The following is a 22,623-nucleotide window of genomic DNA, read 5'->3' on the forward strand; positions in this document are numbered from 1 at the left end:
GAAGTCGACTCGGGCGGGGATCGCGGGACAGCTGCACCGGCTGGGGCCGCGTGCGAAGATGGCAGGGCTGGTGGGAACGATCTCCGGACGGTTTCTGGCACGGTTCTCTGGCCATGGTGAACGACTACGCGCAGCTCGCGAGGCAGCCGCGGCAGGACGCCCTGCTGATGGTGCCGATCGCCACGGCGCTGATCGACGCCGACGGGCGGATCCTGCACTGGAGCAGTGACGCGGAGGCGTTGCTCGGGCATCGTGCGCAGGAGGCGGTGGGGGCGCGGGCGGCGACCTTGCTGACCTCCGGCGAGCACCGGCCGGAGGTGCTCCAGCTGTTCCGGCAGATCCTGGCGGGCCGGTCCTGGTCCGGGGTGTTCCCGGTGCGTCACCGGGACGGGCACCTGGTGAACCTGGAGTTCCGCACCCATCCGATCCGCGGCCCCGGCGGCGCCCCGATGGTGCTCGCGGTCGCCTCCGAGGTGACCACGCTGCGCGGGCTCCAGGCGGACCTGGCGGTCCTCGACGGGTTCTTCACCCAGTCCCCGGTCGGTCTGGCGGTCTTCGACACCGACCTGCGCTTCGTCCGGCTGAACGAGGCGCTGGCCCGGACGAACGGGCTGACCGCCGAGCAGCACCTGGGCCACCGGCTCACCGAGGTGCTGCCGGGGATCAACGGCGCCGAGTCCGAGGAGGTGATGCGCCAGGTGCTGGCGAGCGGCGAGCCGGTGCTGGACACCCGCTCCCACGGCCGCACTCCCGGGGACCCGCACCAGGACCGGGCCTGGTCGGCATCGTACTTCCGACTGGAGGACCGCAGCGGCCGGGTGCTCGGGGTGAGCGCCACGGTCGTCGACATCACCGAGCGGTTCCGCGCCGACGCGCGGGCGGCCCGCGCCCAGGAGCGGCTGTCCCTGCTGGTCGACGCGACCGCCTCGATCGGCACCACGCTGGACCTGCGGCAGACCGCCCGGGAGCTGGCCGACGCGATGGTGCCCAGGGTCGCCGACATCAGCGCGGTGTTCGGGCTGGAGGTGCTGGTGGCCGGCCGGAGCGTCGAGCCGCCCGCGCCGGACACCCCGCTGCTGGTGCGCCGCCTCGCGATCGCCGGCGCCGACCCGCTCTGCCCGGCCGAGGCAGCTCCGGTGGACGCCGTGTACGAGCTGCCACCGGACTCCCCGTACGCCTGGGCGCTGACCAGCGGGCGGACGGTGGTGGTGCCGTCCTGGGAGCTGCCGATGCTGAGCGAGAGCCTCAACGAGAGCCGCCGCCAGGCCTGCCTCGGCGACCGGCCGCGCTCGGTGCGGATCACCCCGCTGGTGGCGCGCGGCACGACGCTCGGCATGGTGGTGTACTCGCGGCGCGGCGCGCGGGAGTCCTTCGCGGCGGCCGACATCACGCTCGGCGACGAGCTGTCCTCGCGCGCGGCCGTCGCGATCGACAACGCCCGGCTGTACCTGCGCCAGCACCAGACCGTGCTGGCCCGACAGCAGGCGCTGCGTGAGGCGAAGGCCGCGCAGGAGCGCCTGGCGCTGGTCAACGTGGCCTCCGCCCGGATCGGTACCACGCTCGATCTCGCCCAGACCGCCCAGGAGTTGGCCGAGGTGGCGACGCCCCGGCTGGCCGACACGGTGACGGTGGAGGTGCTGGAGGAGTTGGTCCGCGGCGAGCGCGAGGCGACCGCCCCGGCGGACGGTTCGGCGCTGCTGCGGCGGATGGCCTTCCATTCGGTGCCCGGCTCGACGATGTCGCCGATCGCCCGCACCGGCAACCTGCACCGCTTCCTGCCCGGTTCGCCGTACGCGTGGTGCCTGGCGCACCGCAAGCCCGTGCTGGTGCCGCGGATGGACGAGGAGGGGATGGCCTGGTTCGCCGACGACCCGGTGCGCAGGGCCGCCGCACGGGAGCAGAACGTGCTGTCGTTCATGGTGGTCCCGCTGATCGCGCGCGGCACCCCGGTCGGTGTGGCGGGCTTCTACCGCACCCTGGCCGAGCGCCCGTACGAGGACGACGACGTGGCGCTGGCCGGGGAGCTGGCGGTGCGGGCGGCCGTCTCGATCGACAACGCGCTGCTGTTCACCCGCGAGCGCGACGCGGCCGCCGCCCGGCAGCGGGCACTGGACGAGGCCTGCGCCGCCCAGCAGCGGCTGTCGCTGCTGAACGAGGCCAGCAACCGGATCGGCACCACGCTCGATCTGCACCGCACCGCGCGGGAGTTGGTGGAGGTGGTGATCCCGCGCTTCGCCGACTTCGTCACCGTGGACCTGCGCGAGGCGGTGCTCGGCGGCGAGGAGCCCGGGCCGGTCCAGGCGCAGGGCCCGGTGCTGATGCGGGCGGTGGCGGTCGGCAACACCGATTCGCGCGGCGGCATGCACGAGGCGGCCGACCAGGTGGGCGAGACCTCGCAGTCGGCCGAGCTGTACGCGCAGAGCCTGCACACCCGGCGCTCGATCCTGGTCGCCGAGGTGACCGAGGAGGACCTGCGCCAGATCGTCGCCTCCCCCGACCGGGTGCAGCCGAGCCTGGACGCCGGGGTGCACTCGTACCTGATGGTGCCGCTGGTGGCGCGCGGGCAGGTGCTGGGCGGCGCGGAGTTCGTCCGCACGCGCAACCCGGCGCCGTTCGGGCCGGCGGACCGATCACTGGCCGAGGAGCTGGCCGCCCGCACCGCGCTGGCGATCGACAACGGCCGGCTCTACCGCCGCGAGCGGGACACCGCACTCACCCTCCAGCGCAGCCTGCTGCCGCAGGAGGTGCACCGCACGCTCGGGCTGGACCTGGCCTACCGCTATCTGCCCAGCAGCGTGGTCAGCGAGGTCGGCGGCGACTGGTTCGACGTGGTGCCGCTGTCCTCCGGGCGGGTCGCGCTGATCGTCGGCGACGTGATGGGCCACGGCATCCGGGCCGCCGCGACCATGGGGCAACTCCGCACAGTGGCAAGGACATTGATCACCCTGGACCTGGACCCGGCGCGGGTGCTGTACCGGCTGGACGAGGCGACCGCGACGGTCGGCGAGGGCCAGTTCGCCACCTGCGTCTGCGTGGTGTACGACCCGGTGGACCGCCGCTGCACCGCAGCCAGCGCCGGGCACCTGCCGCCCGTGGTCGCCGACACCGAGGGGCGGGCGCACCTGGTCGAGCTGCCGTCCGGCACACCGCTTGGAGTCGGCGGATTCGCCTTCGAGAGCGCCGAGTTCACCCTTCCCGAGGAGGGCATCCTGACGCTCTACACGGACGGACTGGTCGAGCGCCGGGGCCAGGACCTCGACGAGGGGCTGCGGTTGCTGTGCCGGACCGTCGCCGACCGGCGCGGCTCGCTGGAGCAGACCTGCGACGCCGTCCTGAGCCGGCTCACCGAGCGCACCAGCGAGGACGACATCGCCGTCATCATGGCGCAGGTCCACCCCCGGGGCACCGACCGGATCGCCACCCTGCCGCTCACCGGCGACCACGCGATGGTCGCCCACTCGCGCCGCTTCACCCGCGAGACGCTGGCCGCCTGGGGGCTCGACGCGCTCGCCGACTGGGCCGAGCTGCTCACCAGCGAGCTGATCACCAACGCCCTGGTGCACGCCGGATCGCCCACCCAGCTGCGGATGTACTGCAACCGGGTGCTCACCGTCGAGGTCGCCGACCAGGAGTACGAGGTGCCGCGGATCCGCCACGCCCACAGCGAGGACGAGGGCGGGCGCGGCATCCACCTGGTCAACGAGCTCGCGCACCGCTGGGGCAGCCGCCGGACCAAGGACGGCAAGGTGGTCTGGTTCGAGCTGGAACTGCCCCCGGGGACCGCACCGGCTGCATGAACAACGGGCGGTTGTCGGGCCGCCGCCGCGGTTGTTGGCCCGGCGGCCCACCCCGGCGGTTACCTGGTGCCACGGCGGGACGCCCCCGCCCCAACGGACCGAAGGAGCCACCGTGCAGCACCCCGACGCCCGCACCGTCGTCACCGACTACGTCACCCTCCTCGCGGCGGGCGAACGCGAGGCCGCGATCGCCCTGTTCGCCGAGGACGCCACCTGGAGCTACCCGGGCGACCTCGCGCTCTCCCGAACCTGGCGGGGCAAGCAGGAGATCTTCGGCGACTTCCTCGGCCGGATCGGCGCCCTCTTCGCCGCCGACACCCTGCCGGTCATCACCCTCACCCACGTCCTCGCCGACGGCCCGCAGGCGGTGGCCGAGTGGACCACCGTCGGCACGGCCGCCAACGGTGCCGCGTACGAGAACCACTGCCTGGGGGTGTTCACGGTGACGGACGGCCTGATCACCGCCGTCCGCGAGTACCTGGACACCGACCACGTCGCACGGACCCTGCTGGCCTGAGCGGCGCTCCGCCTCTCGGTGGCACGGGCGCCCGTCCGCGGCCCGACGAGGCCCGGGCCCGCCCCGCCACCGGTCGATCCCTCGCGCTCAGTCCGGCAGCGGCAGGTTGACGTCGCCGAACTCGTGGCACAGGTAGCGGTGTTGCGCCGCCTCGCGGTGGCAGACCGTCAGCGGCGGGCGGCCCGCAGCAGCGGCGAGCATCAGCAGGTGGGTTCGGGCGCGACGGTGAGGCCGCAGCCGGGATCGGCCAGGGCCGTCATCGCCTGCCCCGGTCCGCGGCCGGCGAGGCGGCCGGCGTCGCGGCCAGGTCCTCGGCGCGGTAGCGGTCGGAGGGGAGGCGGTCGCGCAGCAGGCCGAGCAGCCGGGGCGCGATCTCCTCGGGCAGCGGCTCGCCGGAGATGTCCTCGCCGGGGCCGGCCTCCTGCAGCATCCGGGTGCGCATGCTGCCCGGGTCGACCGCCCAGACGCTCAACTCCGGCTCCTCCCGGGCGAGTACGGCGGTGGCGAAGTCGAGCGCCGCCTTGCTGGCGCCGTAGCCGCCCCAGCCGAGGTAGGGCACCACGGCGGCGTCCGAGCTGATGTTCAGGACGGCTCCGGCGTGGGCGCGCAGCTGCGGGAGGATGAGCTGGGTGAGCGCGATCGGGGCGAGGGTGTTGACCTCGAAGGTCTCCAGCAGGGCGGGCAGCGGGATGTCGGCGATCCGGGGCAGCGGTTCGGCCGTGACGTCGTCGGTGCCGTTGAGGGTGCCGGCGTTGTTCACGAGGAGGCTCGCGCCGCCGAGCCCGGCGGCAGCCTCGACGAGGTGGGCGCGGTGGTCGTCGTCGACGATCGTGCCGGGCAGTGCGACGACCTTGGTGACGGTGGCCAGCCGCGCCTCGGCGGCGGCGAGTTCGGCGGCGCCGCGGGCGGTGATCACCAGCTGCCAGCCGTCGGCGGCCAGGGCGTGCGCGAGGGCCAGGCCGAGGCCGCGGGAGGAGCCGGTGACGACGGCGACGGGGGCGGTGGGCTGTGCTGCGTTCATGCCCCCACGATCGCGCCGCGGGGCCGGGCAACGGATCGGCCGCCCGGCCGGGGACCCCGTCGTTCGTTGGACTTAGGGCGTGACTGAACAATTCCCGCCGGGCGCGCGACGCCGGGGCACGCACGCCGCGGCGGTCGGCGGGGAGGGACTCGCCCGGGCCGGGTTCGGCCGGACGGGGACGCCGTACCCGGTGACCGTGGTCTCCGGGTCGTCCGCTGCCGGATCGCCGTCCACGGGGTACCAGCGCTCCTGCCGCTGATCAGCCCGGATGAATTACCGGCGGTATCGCACTTCCACCGGTGTGTTCGGCCGACCGATCGGGTACCGGTGCTCCGTCCATTCCGTCCGCCTTCCCATCCGGCCTGCACGGCCCGGACCTGGAGGTCCGCATGTCCACCGACTCCAGCCCACGGAACTGCCCGTTCGACTTCGCCGAGGCCCTTGAGTTCGACCCGACGCTCCGGCAGCTCATGAACGACGCACCGGTCAGCCGCATCCGCCTCCCCTACGGCGAGGGGGAGGCTTGGCTCGTCACGGGGTACGACGACGTGCGCACGGTGACCACTGACCGGCGTTTCAGCCGGCACGCCATCGTCGGCCGGGACTTTCCGCGCATGACTCCCGAGCCGATCGTCCAGGCCGAGGCGATCAACGTCATGGACCCGCCCGCCAGCGCCCGCCTGCGCAGCCTGGTGTCCAAGGGCTTCACCCCCGACCACATCGAGCGGATGAGGGAGCGCACCCAGCGCGTGGTGAACGGGCTGCTGGACCGCATGCGCGACCAGGGCCCCCCGGCCGACCTCATGGAGCACCTGGCCCATCCGCTCCCGCTGATCACGATCTGCGAGGTCCTGGAGATCCCCGAGGCCGACAGCGCACAGCTGCGCGCCAACGCCCGGACGATGATGAACGTGAGCCTGGACAACAAGCCGAACGCGGTACGGGCCAAGGCCGACCTGCGGGCGTACTTCACCGAGCTCACCGCCGAACGGCGCAGGAATCCCGGCGACGACCTGATCAGCGCGCTGGCCACGGCCCGCGAGGGCGACGAGGTCCTCGACGAGAAGGAACTCACCGTGATGGCCATGGTCCTGCTGATCACCGGCCAGGACACCACGACCTACGAGCTGGGCAACCTCTCGTACGCCATCCTCACCCTGCCCGACGTGCGCGCCGCCCTGCGCGAGCGGCCCGAGACGCTCCCCCAGGTGCTCCAGGAGCTGCTGCGCTTCATCCCCTTCCGCAAGGGCGTCGGCATCCCCCGGGTGGCCCTTGAGGACGTGGAGCTGAGCGGGGTGACGATCTCGGCGGGGGACATCGTGCACGTCTCCTACCTGACGGCCAACCGGGACGGCCGCAAGTTCGACCGGCCCGACGAGCTGGACCTGGAGCGGACCACTCCCTCCCACATGACCTTCGGCTGGGGCGCGCACCACTGTCTCGGCGCACCGCTGGCCATCACCGAACTCGAAGTCGCCCTCGGGACCCTGCTGGAGCGTTTCCCGAAGATCTCGCTGGCGAAGCCGGCCGCGGAGCTGGCGTGGAACACCACGTCGATCTGGCGCTATCCGCTCGCGCTGCCGGTCACCTGGTGACGGTGGCCCCACGCTCCGGCGCTCGCCTGCCGTCGCCTCGTTCCGGCATCGCCGCGCACGTCGGCCCGCACACCTCGGAGTGTGCGGGCCGACGTGCGCGTTGGACCCACCTTCCGTAGATTGGGTTGACGCGGCTCGAACCAACTCGCGGCCGGCACGACCGCCCGCACGGCGAGCATCCGATCCTCGCTCTGCCCGCTCGTCCGCCACGCTGTTGGGTCCCGCCCGGTAAGTCCCGCCGCCGTGCCGTCTCCACGCGTCCGGCTCGCAGCGGCTGCCGTCGAGTGATGAATTCACCGCGAGGTCAGGGGCGCACCGGGAACTCCGCCCGTCAGGAGGAAGTCCCATGGCCGTTCTGTGCAAGCCTGCGATAGCTGTGCCGGAGCACGTCATCACCAACGAGGAAACCCTCGAACTGGCACGCAGGCTCCACCCCGATCATCCACAGCTCGATCTGGCGTTGCGCCTCATCAAGAACACCGGAGTGCGGAAACGGCATCTGATCCAGCCCATCGACGTGGTGCTGAAGCACCCGGGGTTGGACGAGCGGAGCGCCGTCTTCGAGGCGGAGTCCAGGGCCCGCGTCCCGGCAGTGGTGGTCAAGGCCCTCGAACAGGCCCAAGTGGAGCCGTCGGAGATCGACTTGATCGTCTATGTGTCGTGCACCGGTTTCATGATGCCGTCGCTCACGGCGTGGCTGATCAACAAGCTGGGCTTCCGGCCGGAGACCCGGCAGCTGCCGATCGCCCAACTGGGCTGTGCGGCCGGCGGTGCGGCGGTGAACCGCGCCCATGACTTCTGTTCGGCCTACCCGGGCGCCAACGTGCTGATCGTGGCCTGCGAGTTCTGCTCGCTGTGCTACCAGCCCACCGACCTGGGCGTGGGGTCGCTGCTGTCCAACGGCCTGTTCGGCGACGGGATCGCCGCCGCCGTGGTCCGGGGCGAGGGCGGGACCGGCATCAGCTTGGAGCGCAACGGCTCGTACCTCATCCCGAACACCGAGGAGTGGATCTCCTACGCGGTCCGCTCCACCGGATTCCACTTCCAGCTGGACAGACGGGTGCCGAAGACGATGGAGCCCCTCAGCCCGGCCCTGCGTGCGGTGGCGGAGCAGCACCAGTGGGACGTGGGCGCGCTGGACTTCTACATCGTCCACGCCGGCGGTCCGCGGATCCTGGACGACCTGAGTTACTTCCTGGAGGTGCCGCCCGAGGCGTTCCGCTTCAGCCGGGCCACCCTCACCGAGTACGGCAACATCGCCAGCGCGGTCGTGCTCGACGCCCTCGGCCGGATGTTCGACGAGAAGTCGGCTCTCAACGGCCACCACGGGCTGCTGGCCGGGTTCGGCCCGGGTATCACCGCCGAGATGTCGCTGGGCACCTGGGCGTCGCCCGATTCCTGACGCGCGAAGTCCAGCGCTCCTCCACCTTCCGGGTCGGGCCCGTCGTGGGGTCCGGCCGCCCAGGGTGCCGGGTGGCGCCGTCAGGCGGCTGCCCTCCCGTGCCCTCACTCCTCCATCCAGCCGCTCGTCCGGCCGTCGGCATACCCCTATCGGTCGATCCGGACGGGAGTCGGTGCCCGCGCGCCGCCGTGGCGACGACGCGGGGACCGACTCCTGTGTTTGCCTACGGCTTTGGAGGTGTGCCTGTGAAGACCGGAGACGGAACCCCCGGGAAAAGTACTCCCCCCGCTGTCCCGCGCCGGCCGCTGCTGGCGGCGGCCGGGCTGGCGCCAGTGCTGGTCGGCCTGGCAGGGGACAGCGTCGCACAGTCGGCTGCGGCCCATGAACCCAGCAGTGGTCCGCCGGCCAAGCCGCTGCCCACCCCGGTGCCCACCACCGAGGCGGACTGGGTCGACGTCGTGCGGGCCCTCGGCCGGCCGGGCAGGATCATCCGCCGGACCTACCATCACACGCCCTTCCCCCGGCACGACCTGCACGTGGTCAGCCGCGGCGTCGTCGTCAGCCCGGGGCTCGCGCTGGGCTCGCACGTCTCCTTCGCCCGGTACGACAACGGCAGCACGCTGATGATGGGCGATCTGGCGGTGACCGGAGATGAAATGCCGGCCCTGACCGACGCCCTCCATGCTCATGGGATCGCCCAGACCGCCATCCACAAACACCTGCCGGCCCAGGCTCCTGACATCTGGTGGACTCACGTCTGCGCACACGGCCATGACGCCGCGGCACTGGCCCACGGGCTGCGGACCGCGCTCGACTCCACCGGCACTCCACCGCCCCACCGGCCGCGACCGTCCCGGCCCCTCGAACTGGACATCGCCGGAATCAATGCCGCGCTGGGCGTCACGGGCACGAGCAGCGAGGACGTCCATGCCTGCGTCTTCGTCCGCCGCGAGACCATCATCGAGGAGGGGCACATTCTGCCGCCCGGCCTGGGCGCGACCTCGGCCTTCAACTTCCAGCCGCTCGGCGGGGGACGGGCGGCGCTCAGCGGCGACCTCGCCATGGTCGCCGCCGAGGTCCAGGAGGCGCACGCGGCGTTGCGGCGGGGCGGTATCGACCTGGTCGAACTCCACAACCACGGCCTGACGGACGAACCGCGCCTCTTCTTCACCCACATCTGGGCCGAGGGCGATGCCGTGGCCCTGGCCAGAGCGGTCCGCCCCGCGCTCGCCGCCACCAATGTCACGCCGGCCGCCGTCTGACCGACCGGCGCCGGTGGCAGGCCTCGGCCGTGCCCGACGAGCGCGGCCGGCCGCCAGGAGCGCACCGGGTGCCCGCCCCCGCACCACGTGACCGCCGGCCGATTCCTCAGAGGGCGTCCTGGTTCCCGGCAGGTGCGGTCGCGATGCGGAGCGCACGAAGCTCGCCGATACTGAGCCGAAGGGCGGTAACGGATCGCGGCCAGGGCGCCACGCTCCGCAACACCTGGCCGCGCGCCGTCGTGAGCGCAGCAGCCGCTGGGCGGGGCAGACGGAAGCCACGACCGGCGACCACCTGCCCGGCGGCGTACCGACGCCGAGTCCTGGACGGAGAAACCGAGGATGCTGAACCGACGAGACCTCCTCAGGGCCGCCACCATAGGCGGCCCTGTGGCCCTCTTCCCATGGGGCCTCGCACCAAGCCCGGCCCAGGCGGCGCCAGCCGCGCTGCCGGCCGTTCCCGCCAGGTCGGGGTCCGGGGGGCGGGCCGCCCGGATCGTCCCCTTCGCGCACGCCATGCCGGTGCCCCCGGTGCTGAGTCCGGTGTCGCGGACGGACTCCTCGGACGTGTACCAGCTGCGGATGGCCGAGACCGAGGTGGAGATCGTCAAGGGGCTGCGGACCACCGTCTGGACCTACGGCGACTGCTTCCCCGGTCCGACCATCCGGGCGGTCAAGGGACGGGAGGTGGTGGTCCAGCAGACCAACGACCTGAGCGTGCACACCTCCGTCCACCTGCACGGCGGCCATGTGCAGTCGCGGTACGACGGCCTGCCGATGGACCTCGTCGAGCCCGGCGACACCCGCGAGTACCGCTACCCCAACGAACAGGTCGCCGCCTCGCTCTGGTACCACGACCACGCGCACCGGCTGGAGGCCGAGAACGTCTACCGCGGCCTGGCCGGCGCCTACCTGCTCAGCGACCCGCACGAGAGCAGCCTGCCGCTGCCGGACGGCGAGTTCGACATCCCGCTGCTGATCCGGGACGCCCGGATCGAGACGGACGGCAGGCTGGTCTACACCGACCCGTACGATTGCCCGCACATGCTGGTCAACGGCAAGGAGCGGCCCTACTTCGAGGTGGCGGCGCGCAAGTACCGCCTGCGGGTCTTCAACGTCTCGCCCAACCGCCACATATCGCTGCGCTTCGCCGACGGCGAGCCGTTCACCCAGATAGCCTCCGACGGCGGGCTGCTCGCCGGGCCGGTGCAGCTGGACGAGCTGACCCTGCACGGCGCGGAACGCGCCGAGATCGTGGTCGACTTCGCCCGCTACCCGGTCGGCGAATCGGTGGTGCTGGAGAACACGGCCGCGTTGGAGTCCGAGCGGTCCGAGGTGCTGCGCTTCGACATCACCCGGACGGCCGAGGACCACAGCCGGGTACCGGACGTCCTGGCCACCCTGCCGCCGATCCCGGAGGCGGCGGTGCACCGGGAGTTCTGGCTGACGACCTTCCCGGACACCAGGATCAACGGGCGCAAGTACGACCCGGACCGGACCGACGTGCGGACCACCGTCGGCACCAGCGAGATCTGGACGATCCACAACCACCTCACCCGCCGGCCGGCCGGGGTCTTCCACGCCCCCCACTCCTTCCACACCCATCTGGTGCGGTTCCGGGTGCTGGACCGCGACGGGGAGCCGGTCGGCCCGGCCGAGGCCGGGCTGAAGGACACCGTCCCGATCCATCCGGGCGAGACCGTCCGGATCGCCATGACCTGGGGCGACTACCCGGGCGAGTACGTCTATCACTGCCACCACATGGTGCACTCCTCGCACGGCCAGATGGGCCGGATCGACGTGCTGTCGTCAGCGCCGGAAGACTCCGACCAGGGGTCGGACGAGGCCTCCGCCGACTCGTCCTCGTCCTCGGAAGCCTCGTGGTCCCGAGGCGGCCGATCCGGATCATCGGCCTCCGGAAGCGGCCGACGGCGACGGCGACGGCACCGTCGGCACCACCGCGGGCACCGCGTCGCCGTCCGGGCCTGACCCTGTCGGGAATCCCTGCGTTCAACTGCCTGTGATCACGCTGGTGGGCCGGTCTCGCGGGTACACAGGACCCGCGGGACCCCCGAGGAGTGCGGGGCGGTGGGCGGCGCCGCGTTCATGCCCCCGCGATCGCGCCGCGGGGCCGGGCGGCGGATCGGCCACCGGGCCGGGGGCCCGTCGTTCGCCGGCCCTAGGACGCGCCGAGAGCCCAGCCCTCCGGGTCGCTCCAGGCGGACAGGGTGCGGCGGCTCTCGAAACGCCACTCGCGGCCGGTCAGCGGGTCGGTGAACTCGACGACGGAGGCAAGGAGCTGGAGCGGGCGGCGGAAGTCGTCCGGGGCCGGTTCGGGCAGCACCACCGGGTAGACCGGGTCGCCGAGGATCGGCACGCCGAGCCCGCACATGTGCAGGCGCAGCTGGTGGGTGCGTCCGGTGAGCGGGCGGAGCCGGTAGCGGGCGAGGCCGTCGCGGTGGTCGAGCAGGTCGATCCGGCTCTCGCTGTTCGGCGGGGCGTCGACCTCGCGGGCCGCGATCACGCCGCGTTCCTTGACGATGTGGCTGCGGACGGTGCGCGGCAGGCTCAGCGCCGGGTCGTGGGGGGCGACGGCCTGGTACTCCTTGCGGACCAGCCGGTCGTGGAACAGGGTCTGGTAGGCGCCGCGGTCCTCCGGCCTGACCACGAACATGGCCAGGCCGGCGGTGAGCCGGTCGAGCCGGTGGGCGGGGCTGAGCGCGGGCAGGTCGAGGGCGTGCCGCAGCCGGGACAGGGCCGTCTCGACGACGTGCCTGCCGCGCGGGGTGGTGGCCAGGAAGTGCGGCTTGTCGACGACGACCAGGTGCTCGTCCCGGTGCAGCACCTCCAGGTCGAACGGGACGCGGACCTCGTCCGGCAGGTCCCGGTAGAACCACAGGTGCGCGCCGGGCCGGAACGGCGCGTCGGGGGCGACCGGCCCGTCCTCGCCGACGATCTCCCGCGCGTGCAACGCCGCGTCGATCCGCTCGGCCGCCACGGCCGGCAGCCGCTCGACCAGGTGGGCGCGAACGGTCGGCCAGGGACCCTCGGCCGGCAGCCGCAGGTGCACCGGGTCCACGCCGTTGCGCTGCGGGAGGGGGGAGGCCGGGCGGCGGCTCTTTCGTCTCATCTCGCGGCCCAGCCTAGTCGGGTACGACCGGCCGTCTTCGTCCGAGGTGCCGCCGGCCGGGGGCGCGGAGCAGAGTGGACGGTAGGCCCGCTCAGCCGCTCAGCCCTGGAGGACGCGTGACCGCCGACGACGGCCCGGCCGGTGTGCCACCGCTGCACCTGCCACGACGCGCCCGGCGGCTGCTGTACGTCGCCTTCGTGCTGCTGGTCGGCGCCATCGTGGCCGATCTGGTGACCGGCCCCGGCACGACGCTCTCCCCCGTCCTCGCGGTGGCGCCGGTGCTGGCCGGGGCGACCACCCGGACGGCCCGGGTGCCGCTGATCGCCGGGGCGATCGCCGCCATCGCGGTCGGGCTGCTGGAGTCCACCAACACCGATCTGCCGGCCGAGGTGCACGTCACCGCGCTGATCACGGTGGTCGCCGCGACGTTCGCCAGCGCCGCCAACGTCGTCCTGGTGGCGGCCCGGGAACGGGAGCTGTTCCAGGTCCGGACGGTGGCCGAGGCGGCGCAGCGGGCCCTGCTGCGCCCGCCGCCGGAGCGGATCGGGCGGCTGCGTGTGGCCGTGCGGTACGTGGCGGCGGCGGCCGAGGCACGGATCGGCGGGGACCTGTACGCCGTCGTCGAGACCCGCTTCGGCGTGCGGATCCTGTTCGGCGACGTGCAGGGGCACGGGCTGCCGGCGGTGGAGACGGCGGCGGACGTGCTGGGCGTGTTCCGGGAGGCGGCGCGGACCGAGCCCGACCTCACCCGGCTGGCGGAGCGACTGGACGCGGCGCTCACCGCGCGGTCGGAGGACGGGCGGTTCGCCACCGCGCTGCTGCTGGACGTGCCACCGGACCAGGGGGCGGTGACGATCGTGAACTGCGGCCATCCGCACCCGTTGCTGCGCCGCGCGGGCGGGGTGAGCGACCTGGCGCCGCCGTTCCCCGCGCCGCCGCTGGGCCTGCTCGGGCTGACCGGCGGCGGCTACCCGGCGGGCCGCTTCGAGCCGCGGCCCGGCGACCTGCTGCTCCTGCACACCGACGGCGTGTCCGAGGCCCGGGACGCCGGGGGCCGGTTCTACCCGCTGCCGGAACGTCTGCCCCGCCTGCCCGCGGGGAACCCGGCGGACCTGCTGGACGCCCTGCTCGCGGACGTCGACCGCTGGGTCGGCTCCGCCGGGCCGGCGGACGACGCGGCGCTGCTCGTGCTCCGCTGGGAGCACTGACCGGCGCACCGCGGACGCCGCCGGTGTCAGTGGCGTGTGCAAGGCTCTGCGCACGGTCGACGGGTGACGGCCGCAGGCACGATCGTCGAGGGGAGCAGGGCATGGGGAACACGGCGAGCGGGGCATTCGAGCTGACCGCCTTCGAACCGGTGGAGACGGAGGAGCGGGCGGGGGCGAGCTTCGGCCGGATCCGGATCGCCAAGACGTTCACGGGCGGGATCACGGGCACGAGCGAGGTGCGGATGCTGTCCGTCGGGGACACCTCGGGCGGCCCGGCCTCGTACGTGGCGGTGGAGCACGTCACCGGCGAGCTCGACGGGCGGAAGGGCTCGTTCGTGCTCCAGCACACGGCGTGGGACACGAGCGGGGTGACCATACGCGTCGTGCCGGGGACGGGCTCGGGCGAGCTGGCCGGGCTCACCGGGGAGTTCGACCTGACCGTCGGCGAGGACGGCGCGCACACCTACGTCCTGGAGTACGAGCTGGGCTGAACAGGCGTCGGCCGCGCGCCGCGCGCACCGGGCCGCCGACGGCGCTGCCACGATGATGCGATCAGTGCGCGATCGACATCGGAGGGCGGCCCATGCCCGGTGCGGCGGCGGACGGCACAGTGGACGGCCCGGTGGACCGTCCGGTGGTCACGGTCGACGGCGTGGTCGGCCGGCTGAGGGAGATCGGGGCGGACCTGCCGCCGGACGACGGGGTGGCGGTGTTCAACCGCGCCTACCTCACCGTCACGGAGGCCGTCCGGAAACGGCTCGGCGGCCCGTACTTCACCGATCCGGCGGCGGTGGCCGAGCTGGACGTGGTGTTCGCCGGGCGGTACCTGCTGACCGTGGCCGCCGATGCGGCCGGGCGGGAGCCGCCCGCCTGCTGGCGGCCGCTGTTCGCGCTGCGCGCCCACCCTGGTGTGCACCCGCTGCAGTTCGCGCTGGCCGGGATGAACGCCCACATCCAGCACGACCTGCCGCTGGCCGTCGTCGACACCTGCCACCGGCTCGGGCGCGAGCCGGACGACGTCGAGGACGACTACCACCGGGTCAACGGCGTGCTGGCGGAGGTGGAGGCCGCCGTCCGGGAGCAGCTGCTGCCCGAGCCCGGCCTGCCGGCGCAGGTCGAGCCGCTCGCCCACCTGCTCGGCGCCTGGTCGGTGGACGCCGTGCGCGAGGCGGCCTGGTCTGCCGTCCGGGCGCTGTGGGAGCTGCGCCGGGTGCCGGGCGCCGCGCAGGCCTTCGCCGCCGCGCTGGACGGCTCGGTCGGGTTGCTCGGCCACGCGCTGCTGCTCCCCCTCGGCCCGCACGACGAGACGCTGCACCACGGACCGTCTACGGCCGCCGGCCGGCTCCCCGAGGCGAGGAACCGGCCGGACGGCCGGGCGGACGCGGGCGATCAGGCCCAGCTGGAGTGCAGCGGCTTGCCCTCGGCGTAGCCGGCCGCGCTCTGGACGCCCACGATCGCCTTCTCGTGGAACTCCTCCAGGGTGCTGGCGCCCGCGTAGGTGCAGGAGCTGCGCACGCCGGCCACGATCGAGTCGATCAGGTCCTCCACGCCCGGGCGGGCCGGGTCGAGGAACATCCGGGAGTGCGAGATGCCCTCCTCGAACAGCGCCTTGCGGGCCCGGTCGTAGGTGGAGTCCTGGGCGGTGCGGTTGCTCACGGCGCGGGCCGAGGCCATGCCGAAGCTCTCCTTGTACTGGCGGCCGTCGGCGGCGGTCTGCAGGTCGCCCGGGGACTCGTAGGTCCCGGCGAACCAGGAGCCGATCATCACGTTGGAGGCACCGGCGGCCAGCGCCATGGCGACATCGCGCGGGTGGCGCACGCCGCCGTCGGCCCAGACGTGCCTGCCGAGCCGGCGGGCCTCGGCGGCGCACTCCAGGACGGCGGAGAACTGCGGGCGGCCCACGCCGGTCATCATCCGGGTGGTGCACATGGCGCCCGGTCCGACGCCGACCTTGAGGATGTCGGCGCCCGCCTCGACCAGGTCGCGGACGCCGGCGGCGGAGACCACGTTGCCGGCCACGATCGGGACCCGCGGGTCCAGGCCGCGCACCGCGCGCAGCGCCTTGATCATGGACTCCTGGTGGCCGTGCGCGGTGTCGACCACCAGCACGTCGGCCCCGGCGTCGATCAGCGCCTCGGCCTTGCCCGCGACGTCGCCGTTGATGCCCACGGTGGCGGCGATCCGCAGCTTGCCGTCGGCATCCACGGCCGGGGTGTACAGGGTGGCGCGCAGCGCGCCCTTGCGGGTGAGGATGCCGACCAGACGGCCCTCGGCGTCGACCACCGGGGCGAGCTTGCGGTGCGCCTCGGAGAGCTTGTCGAAGGCGGCGCGCGGGTCGATGCCCTCGTCCAGCAGCAGCAGCTCGCGGGACATGATGTCGGCCAGGCTGGTGAAGCGGTCCACGCCCTGGCAGTCGGACTCGGTGACCACGCCGACCGGCTTGCCGTCCTCGACCACCACGAGGGCGCCGTGCGCGCGCTTGGGCAGCAGCGAGAGCGCCTCGGCCACGGTGGCGCCCGGGGCGAGCGTGATCGGGGTGTCGAAGACCAGGTGGCGCTGCTTGACCCAGGAGACGACCTCGGCGATGACCTCGGTGGGGATGTCCTGCGGGATGGCGACCAGGCCGCCGCGGCGGGCGACGGTCTCCGCCATCCGGCGGCCCGCGATGGCGGTCATGTTGGCCACGACCAGCGGAATGGTGGTGCCGGTGCCGTCGTTCGAGGAGAGGTCGACGCCCTGCCGGGAGCCCACGGCGGAACGGCTGGGGACCATGAAGACGTCGTCGTACGTCAGGTCGTACGAGGGCTTGAGGTCGTTCAGGAAGCGCATGAAGAAGGGCTCTCTGGCTGGGGGATACACCTCGGGTGCGGTTGCGGCGATGCCGCCGGAGCGCACTCGGGCGCCCGGCACCCAGCGTTCGATTCTCCGTGAGGACGGGGGGCAAATGCCAGTTCGAGGGGCATTGCTGGGGCTGTGTACAAACCGCGATCAGTGCTCCGCGCGTAGACATGGAGGATCGTCCAAAGACCCCCTCCGACGTCCGGCTTTCGCCCTGGTCCTGACCGCTCCCGTAGCATTCACGCGGTAAAGGGCATGGCTTCACGCGTGGGCGTGGCGAACGGGAAAGCGACAGCAGGCGTGAGCATCGGGCAGACGGACATCGAGCAGGGCCGGATCGAGGACACCGAGGAGGAGATCGACTACGGTCCCGGCCTCGACCCCGAGCGGCTGAGGCTCTGCCTGGAGGTGATCGCCGAGCTCGACGAGCTGCACGTGGACCACCCGGACGCGATCACCGTCCGCCAGGCCGTCGGCGGCATATTCCGCACCCTCAAGCAGCGCCGCCGCCAGGAGACCCGGGCCCGCAAGACCGCCAACGACCGTGCGGTCACCTCCCGCACCGCCACCGGCGCGCCCACCCGGATCGACGACGAGACGGCCGGCGCCTTCGGCCTGACCACCGTCACCACCACCGAGATCGCCGGCATCCTGGAGCGCCCGCGCTCCTGCTACACCTGCAAGCAGCGGTACGTCGAGGTCGACGCCTTCTACCACAACCTCTGCCAGGACTGCGCCGTCAAGAACCGCGCCCGCCGGGACGCCCGCGCCGACCTCACCGGCAAGCGCGCCCTGCTCACCGGCGGCCGGGCCAAGATCGGGATGTACATCGCGCTGATGCTGCTGCGCGACGGCGCCCACACCACCATCACCACCCGCTTCCCCAACGACGCGATCCGCCGCTTCAAGGCGATGCCGGACAGCGCCGAGTGGATCCACCGCCTCAAGATCGTCGGCATCGACCTGCGCGACCCGGCCCAGGTGATGGCGCTGGCCGACGAGGTCGCCGCCGACGGCCCGCTGGACATCCTGATCAACAACGCCGCACAGACCGTGCGCCGCCCGCCGGAGTCCTACCGCGAGCTGGTGAACGCCGAGTCCGCGCCGCTGCCGGCCGGCGAGCTGCCGCAGGCCACCACGATCGGCCGCTTCGGCAGCGGCAGCGTCGACCTGCCCGCCCTCCCCCACCAGGCGAGCGGCGACGGGCAGCGGATCGCCGCCGAGGACGTCACCTCGCTCGCCCTGGTCACCGGCTCCGCCACCCCGGCCCGGATCGCGGCCGGCACCGCGATCGACGCCGGCGGCCTGGTGCCCGACCTCGCCGACACCAACAGCTGGGTGCAGACCGTCAGCGAGGTCGGCCCGATGGAGCTGCTGGAGGTCCAGCTCTGCAACTCCACCGCGCCGTTCATCCTGATCAGCCGGCTGCGCCCGGTGATGGCCGCCTCCGCGTCCCGCCGCAAGTACGTGGTCAACGTCTCCGCGATGGAGGGCGTGTTCTCGCGCGGCTACAAGGGTGCGGGGCACCCCCACACCAACATGGCCAAGGCCGCGCTGAACATGCTCACCCGCACCAGCGCGCAGGAGATGTTCCAGTCCGACGGCATCCTGATGACGGCCGTCGACACCGGCTGGATCACCGACGAGCGCCCGCACCCGGACAAGATGCGCCTGGCCGACGAGGGCTTCCACGCCCCGCTCGACCTGGTCGACGGCGCGGCCCGGGTGTACGACCCGATCGTGCGCGGCGAGGCGGGCGAGGACCTGTACGGCTGCTTCCTCAAGGACTACGAGCGCGCCAACTGGTAACCGGCTGAAGGAGATGGCGAGTTGAGCACAGTACCGACCGCACCGCTGCTCGGCGCCGGGATCGTCGTGCCCACCGGGGACGGCCGGGTGCTGATCGGCCGCCGGATCACCGCCGGCGAGCCGCCCACCTGGAGCCTGCCCGGCGGCAAGGTCGACCCGGGCGAGTCCTTCGAGCAGACCGCGGCCCGCGAGCTCGCCGAGGAGACCGGCATCGTGCTGCCCGCCGAGGCGATGCGGGTGCTCGCCGTCCACCTCGACCACGAGCTCGGCCGACCCCGGCTGACCGCCGCCGTGCTGGCCCCGCCCAGCCTGGCCGAGGCCGTGGTCACCGAGCCGCACGCCTGCGCCGGCTGGGAGCGCTTCCCGGTGGACGCGTTGCCGGAGCCGATGTTCTACCCGTCCGCGCTGGTGCTCGGCAGCTGGCTGCCGGGGCTGGACGTGGTGCGGGCGGACGGGACGCACGGCTACCCCGTCACCCGCTGAGGCGGGCGACGGGGTCGGCTCCGGGCGGGTGCTCAGCCGTTGCGGGCCGCCTCCGGCCCGGTGATCCGCTTCAGCAGCGGCAGCGTCGAGGCGATGATCCCGAGCGAGGCGACCAGCCCGAAGGCCGTCAGCCCGTAGTACTCCGCACCCAGGGGCACCAGGTCCACCTTCATCTGTGCCTGGAGGAACATCGCCGCCGCGGCGAAGCCCGTCCCGATCGCGACCGCCGACACCACCAGCAGCGGCAAGGCGCTCTCCAGCCCGAGCACCCGTTGCAGCAGCCGCAGCGGCGCCCCGGTCAGCCGCAGCATCGCGAACGGGCGGCGGCGGTCGGAGAGCCCGGCCACCACGCTCACCGCGAGGCTGCACCCGGCGATCGGCAGGGTGGTCAGCAGGACGACGTTCGCGAGCTGGCGCCAGCCCTGGAGCTTCTTCTGCGCCTCGGAGCTCCAGTCCTGCGCCATCCGGCTCTCGTAGCGCGGGAGTTCCCGGCTGAAGATCGTCCGCAGCTGTTCCTTGGCGGACTGGGAGCCGTCGGTGGTCGCGTAGATCATCCGCACCGGGAGGGCGGCGACCTCCTCGGCGGAGACCGGCGCCGCCGGCCACTCCTTGTCGCTGTTCGCCTGGAGGTCCAGGAACACGTCCCGGTCGACGGCCGCGACGACGGCCCCCGGCGCGCAGTGGCCGACCACGGGAATCTGCGCGAGTTCCGAACAGCGCACCAGGGGAGGCACGATCCGCTCCCGGCCGTACTGGTGAGCACCGATCCCGGCCGGGTTGTCGTGCACCAGCGCCATCCCCTCGAAGCCCGGGACGGCCCGGGCCCGCGCCTCCAGGCCGTCGGGCACCGCCGGGACCACCAGCGGACTCCACGGGCCGTTCGCCGGGGTGGCCACCACGGACTTGAGGACCTCCCGAACGCCGAAGAGCGAGCTCATGTTCGCGTTGATGCTGCCGATGATGCCCAGCGTCGCGGTGGTCACGAACAGGGCCAGCACCAGGCCCGCGACCGAGCGGAAGCCGGCCCTCGGGTCATCGCCCAGCCGTCGCATCGCGATCAGCGTGGCCGGACGGCTGGTCCTCCGGGCCACGACCCGGGAGGCCGCCATGGTGAACCACGGCCCCGCGATCACCAGGCCGAGCATCACCAGCACGAAGCCGCTGAGGTAGCCCGCCGACTGCGCGCTGGTGCTCGCCGGGGGGTTCCCGACGAAGTAGCCCAGCTCGCCCAGGCCGGCCAGCAGCGGAACCGTCCGCCAGGCGCTGGGCGGCTTCGGGGTGACCCTGCGGCTGACCCCGAGCGGCGAGATGACGACCCGGCGCAGCGCGAACCGGGCGGCGAGCGCGGCCGCCACCGGTACGCCCAGCACCACCCCGGCCACCTGCGGGAGGCCGATGCCCAGATCGTCGATGAAGAAGCGGTCGCCGGTGAACGGCACGTCGGCCACCAGGGGCTTCAGGGCGAAGTACAGACCGAAGCCGAGGACGGTGCCGGCCGCCGCAGCCACCGTGGACTCCACCGCCGAGATGACCGACACCTGGCCCGGTGTGGCCCCCACCAGGCGCATCGCGGCGTAGCGCTGCTCCCGGGTGGCGGCGGACAGCCGGGTCGCGGTGCCGATGAAGATCAGCACCGGGAAGATCAGCGCCCCGGCCACCACGGTGAGCACCAGGACCAGCGCGTCGCCGTTCACACCCGCGCCGAAGCAGCCGTGGTCGCAATCGGCCGGCACGGCGGTGGCGATGCTCGTGACGGTGGTGGCCCTCGGCAGTGCCTTGACCTCCTCCTCCGTACGGCCCACGACCACCGCCAGGGTGTCCGGGGAGGGCAGCGCGTCGTTCCCGAGGGTGCCGACCAGCCGGCCCGGGAAGCGGTCGCCCAGCTCGACGGCCGGGACGTCGCGCAGCAGCTTCTCCAGGGCGGGCGAGGCGTAGAACTCACCCGGTGCCGGCAGCCTGCTCAGGCCGGGCGGGACGGGCGAGGTGGTGCCGGTGGCGGCGACGTCGGCCCGGAAGACCCTCTTCCCCCGGTAGTAGTCCATCCGGGCGGCCCACCGGAGCGGGTCCGCCGGGGCCGCCGCGGTGGCGTCCTCGGCCCCCGTGTTCATCCAGAGCTGCCGCTGGTTGGTCCGGTCGATCGCGTGGATGCCGGCGAAGGTCGAGAGCAGCAGCCCGACCCCGATCGCGACGGCCGCCGCGATCATCAGCAGCCGGGCCACCGCCTCCCGGCCGCCACTGACGGCCAGCCGGAGCGAGAAGGAGATCACGAGGCCACCGGTCCGGCGGAGAGGGTGCGGGCCCGGCCGTCCCGGACGACCGCCTCGCGGTCCGCGTACGCGGCGACCCGGGCCTCGTGGGTGACCAGGATGACGGTGGTGCCCTGCTCCTTGGCCGAGGTGACCATCAGTTCCATCACCTGTTCGCCGGTCAGCGAGTCCAGCGCGCCGGTCGGCTCGTCGGCGAACAGCACCTGCGGACGGGCCACCAGGCCGCGGGCCAGCGCGACCCGCTGGGCCTGACCGCCCGACAGCTCGCCGGAGCGGCGTCGCTCCAGGCCGTCCAGTCCGAGCCGGGCGAACCACGGGCGGGCCTCGGCCAGCGCGGCGGCACGCCGTACGCCGTTCAGCAGCAGCGGCAGGGCGACGTTCTCCTCGGCCGTCAACTCCGGTACCAGCTGGCCGAACTGGAAGACGAAGCCGAACTGGTCCCGGCGCAGGGCGCTGCGCCGGGCCTCCGGCATGGTGTCCAGGCGCTGCCCGTTGAACAGCACCTCCCCCGCGTCGGGCACCAGGATGCCGGCCAGGCAGTGCAGTAACGTCGACTTGCCCGAGCCGCTGGGGCCCATGATGGCGAGCACCTCGCCTGCCTGCACGGACAGGTCGGCTCCGCGCAGGGCGGGGGTCTCGCCGAAGGCGAGGGCGACGTCGCGGGCCTCGATGATCACGGTCACGCCTTCACCTCCGCGGCGAGCGCATCCAGCCGGGCGGCGGTGAGGTCGATCCAGCGCAGGTCGGCCTCCAGGTGGAACAGGCCGTGGTCGGCGAGCAGGGCGTCCACCAGGGCGCCGGTGCGGCGCAGTTCGGTGAGTTCACGCATCCGGCGCAGGTGGGCGGCCCGTTGGGTGTCCAGGTAGTGCTCGGCGTCGCGGCCCAGCATCAGGGCCAGCACCACCTTGGTGAACAGCACGGACTGGAGGTTGGGCTCGGGTGCGACCGGCTCCTGGAGCCAGGTCTCGAACTCGGTCGCCCCGGTCTCGGTGATGACGTACCGCTTGCGCTCGGGCCCGTCGCCGGGTTCCGCCTCGCCGGCCACCACCTTGCCGTCGCGGGCCAGCCGCCCGAGGGTCGCGTAGACCTGGCCGTACGGAAGGGGCTTGCCGCGGCCGAAGAGGGCGTCGTAGTCGCGCTTGAGGTCGTAGCCGTGGCTCGGCTCACGCTCCAGCAGCCCCAGCAGGGTCAAAGGAACACTCATGGAAGAAACATACACCCGGCGTATACTCCGAGTGTATAGCTGGGCAGAATACGGCCACGAGCTGGGGCGACGTCAGTTTCCCGGCAGGGAAGG

Annotated in this window: 17 protein-coding genes; 11 read left to right on the forward strand and 6 right to left on the reverse strand. The window is 73.1% G+C overall.

The features are described 5' to 3' along the window. Positions 1–113: 113 nt before the first annotated feature. Both AB0O11_RS08940 and AB0O11_RS08945 read left to right on the forward strand, forming a co-directional pair. The gene (locus tag AB0O11_RS08940; RefSeq protein WP_363383428.1) at positions 114–3,797 is read left to right on the forward strand and encodes a SpoIIE family protein phosphatase; all 3,684 of its coding nucleotides are present in this window, start codon (positions 114–116) and stop codon (positions 3,795–3,797) included. Between the two features lie 112 nt (positions 3,798–3,909). Further along, a complete protein-coding gene (locus tag AB0O11_RS08945) occupies positions 3,910–4,314 on the forward strand; it encodes a nuclear transport factor 2 family protein (protein ID WP_363383430.1) in 405 nt (134 codons plus the stop codon). Positions 4,315–4,570: 256 nt separating this feature from the next. On the opposite strand, the gene AB0O11_RS08950 is transcribed toward AB0O11_RS08945, so the two are convergent. Beyond that, entirely contained in the window at positions 4,571–5,335 is a 765-nt protein-coding gene (locus AB0O11_RS08950; RefSeq protein WP_363383432.1) for an SDR family NAD(P)-dependent oxidoreductase, read from the reverse strand. Positions 5,336–5,724: 389 nt separating this feature from the next. Here AB0O11_RS08950 and AB0O11_RS08955 point away from each other — a divergent pair, with 389 nt between their 5' ends. The 4 genes from AB0O11_RS08955 to AB0O11_RS08970 all read left to right on the forward strand — a co-directional run bounded on the left by AB0O11_RS08955 (position 5,725) and on the right by AB0O11_RS08970 (position 11,580). After that, positions 5,725–6,930, forward strand: coding sequence for a cytochrome P450 (locus AB0O11_RS08955; protein WP_363383434.1), 1,206 nt, complete (start codon positions 5,725–5,727; stop codon positions 6,928–6,930). 346 nt (positions 6,931–7,276) lie between these two features. Continuing rightward, positions 7,277–8,332 (forward strand): type III polyketide synthase, encoded by a 1,056-nt coding sequence (locus AB0O11_RS08960; RefSeq protein WP_363383436.1) that lies wholly within the window; start codon positions 7,277–7,279, stop codon positions 8,330–8,332. 245 nt (positions 8,333–8,577) lie between these two features. Then, positions 8,578–9,594 carry a DUF1259 domain-containing protein gene (locus AB0O11_RS08965; protein WP_363383437.1) on the forward strand — a complete coding sequence of 339 codons (1,017 nt, stop codon included), beginning with the start codon at positions 8,578–8,580 and terminating at the stop codon, positions 9,592–9,594. A 528-nt stretch (positions 9,595–10,122) separates the two neighbouring features. Further along, positions 10,123–11,580, forward strand: coding sequence for a multicopper oxidase family protein (locus tag AB0O11_RS08970; protein WP_363383438.1), 1,458 nt, complete (start codon positions 10,123–10,125; stop codon positions 11,578–11,580). Positions 11,581–11,770: 190 nt separating this feature from the next. Here the strand turns inward: AB0O11_RS08970 and AB0O11_RS08975 are convergent, their stop codons facing one another. Then, entirely contained in the window at positions 11,771–12,721 is a 951-nt protein-coding gene (locus tag AB0O11_RS08975; RefSeq protein WP_363383439.1) for a pseudouridine synthase, read from the reverse strand. Positions 12,722–12,837: 116 nt separating this feature from the next. Here AB0O11_RS08975 and AB0O11_RS08980 point away from each other — a divergent pair, with 116 nt between their 5' ends. The 3 genes from AB0O11_RS08980 to AB0O11_RS08990 all read left to right on the forward strand — a co-directional run bounded on the left by AB0O11_RS08980 (position 12,838) and on the right by AB0O11_RS08990 (position 15,358). Further along, positions 12,838–13,929: a PP2C family protein-serine/threonine phosphatase gene (locus AB0O11_RS08980; protein WP_363383441.1), complete on the forward strand. Its 1,092-nt coding sequence runs from the start codon at positions 12,838–12,840 to the stop codon at positions 13,927–13,929. 101 nt (positions 13,930–14,030) lie between these two features. After that, positions 14,031–14,420: a DUF3224 domain-containing protein gene (locus AB0O11_RS08985; protein ID WP_363383443.1), complete on the forward strand. Its 390-nt coding sequence runs from the start codon at positions 14,031–14,033 to the stop codon at positions 14,418–14,420. 92 nt (positions 14,421–14,512) lie between these two features. After that, positions 14,513–15,358 (forward strand): DUF5995 family protein, encoded by an 846-nt coding sequence (locus tag AB0O11_RS08990; protein ID WP_363383445.1) that lies wholly within the window; start codon positions 14,513–14,515, stop codon positions 15,356–15,358. Here AB0O11_RS08990 and AB0O11_RS08995 read toward each other — a convergent pair. After that, positions 15,319–16,758, reverse strand: a complete 1,440-nt coding sequence (locus AB0O11_RS08995) for a GuaB1 family IMP dehydrogenase-related protein (RefSeq protein WP_363383447.1) — start codon at positions 16,756–16,758, stop codon at positions 15,319–15,321. The two genes, AB0O11_RS08990 and AB0O11_RS08995, sit on opposite strands and share 40 nt — an antisense overlap. Positions 16,759–17,103: 345 nt before the next feature. Between AB0O11_RS08995 and AB0O11_RS09000 the strand changes: the two genes are divergently transcribed. Together AB0O11_RS09000 and AB0O11_RS09005 are read left to right on the forward strand one after the other, a co-directional pair. Continuing rightward, positions 17,104–18,576 (forward strand): SDR family NAD(P)-dependent oxidoreductase, encoded by a 1,473-nt coding sequence (locus AB0O11_RS09000; RefSeq protein WP_363383571.1) that lies wholly within the window; start codon positions 17,104–17,106, stop codon positions 18,574–18,576. Positions 18,577–18,597: 21 nt separating this feature from the next. Beyond that, positions 18,598–19,059, forward strand: coding sequence for an NUDIX domain-containing protein (locus tag AB0O11_RS09005; RefSeq protein WP_363383448.1), 462 nt, complete (start codon positions 18,598–18,600; stop codon positions 19,057–19,059). Between the two features lie 32 nt (positions 19,060–19,091). Here AB0O11_RS09005 and AB0O11_RS09010 read toward each other — a convergent pair whose 3' ends face one another. Genes AB0O11_RS09010 through AB0O11_RS09020 form a run of 3 tightly spaced genes read right to left on the reverse strand, consistent with a single transcriptional unit; the run spans position 19,092 to position 22,530 of the window. Then, positions 19,092–21,326, reverse strand: a complete 2,235-nt coding sequence (locus tag AB0O11_RS09010; RefSeq protein WP_363383450.1) for an FtsX-like permease family protein — start codon at positions 21,324–21,326, stop codon at positions 19,092–19,094. Further along, positions 21,323–22,009, reverse strand: a complete 687-nt coding sequence (locus AB0O11_RS09015) for an ABC transporter ATP-binding protein (protein WP_363383452.1) — start codon at positions 22,007–22,009, stop codon at positions 21,323–21,325. Before AB0O11_RS09015 ends, AB0O11_RS09010 begins: the two co-directional genes overlap by 4 nt. After that, positions 22,006–22,530 carry a PadR family transcriptional regulator gene (locus AB0O11_RS09020; protein WP_224274203.1) on the reverse strand — a complete coding sequence of 175 codons (525 nt, stop codon included), beginning with the start codon at positions 22,528–22,530 and terminating at the stop codon, positions 22,006–22,008. Before AB0O11_RS09020 ends, AB0O11_RS09015 begins: the two co-directional genes overlap by 4 nt. Positions 22,531–22,623: the final 93 nt, after the last annotated feature.

Source organism: Kitasatospora sp. NPDC093102, assembly GCF_040683915.1.
GTDB lineage: Bacteria > Actinomycetota > Actinomycetes > Streptomycetales > Streptomycetaceae > Kitasatospora.

Bases quoted from the DNA above. Each gene is read 5' to 3' on its own strand.
- AB0O11_RS08955 (WP_363383434.1), top strand. From the start codon at position 5,725: ATGTCCACCGACTCCAGCCCACGGAACTGCCCGTTCGACTTCGCCGAG.
- AB0O11_RS08990 (WP_363383445.1), top strand. From the start codon at position 14,513: ATGCCCGGTGCGGCGGCGGACGGCACAGTGGACGGCCCGGTGGACCGT.
- AB0O11_RS08960 (WP_363383436.1), top strand. From the start codon at position 7,277: ATGGCCGTTCTGTGCAAGCCTGCGATAGCTGTGCCGGAGCACGTCATC.
- AB0O11_RS08985 (WP_363383443.1), top strand. From the start codon at position 14,031: ATGGGGAACACGGCGAGCGGGGCATTCGAGCTGACCGCCTTCGAACCG.
- AB0O11_RS08975 (WP_363383439.1), bottom strand. From the start codon at position 12,721: ATGAGACGAAAGAGCCGCCGCCCGGCCTCCCCCCTCCCGCAGCGCAAC.
- AB0O11_RS08950 (WP_363383432.1), bottom strand. From the start codon at position 5,335: ATGAACGCAGCACAGCCCACCGCCCCCGTCGCCGTCGTCACCGGCTCC.
- AB0O11_RS08995 (WP_363383447.1), bottom strand. From the start codon at position 16,758: ATGCGCTTCCTGAACGACCTCAAGCCCTCGTACGACCTGACGTACGAC.
- AB0O11_RS08940 (WP_363383428.1), top strand. From the start codon at position 114: ATGGTGAACGACTACGCGCAGCTCGCGAGGCAGCCGCGGCAGGACGCC.
- AB0O11_RS09020 (WP_224274203.1), bottom strand. From the start codon at position 22,530: ATGAGTGTTCCTTTGACCCTGCTGGGGCTGCTGGAGCGTGAGCCGAGC.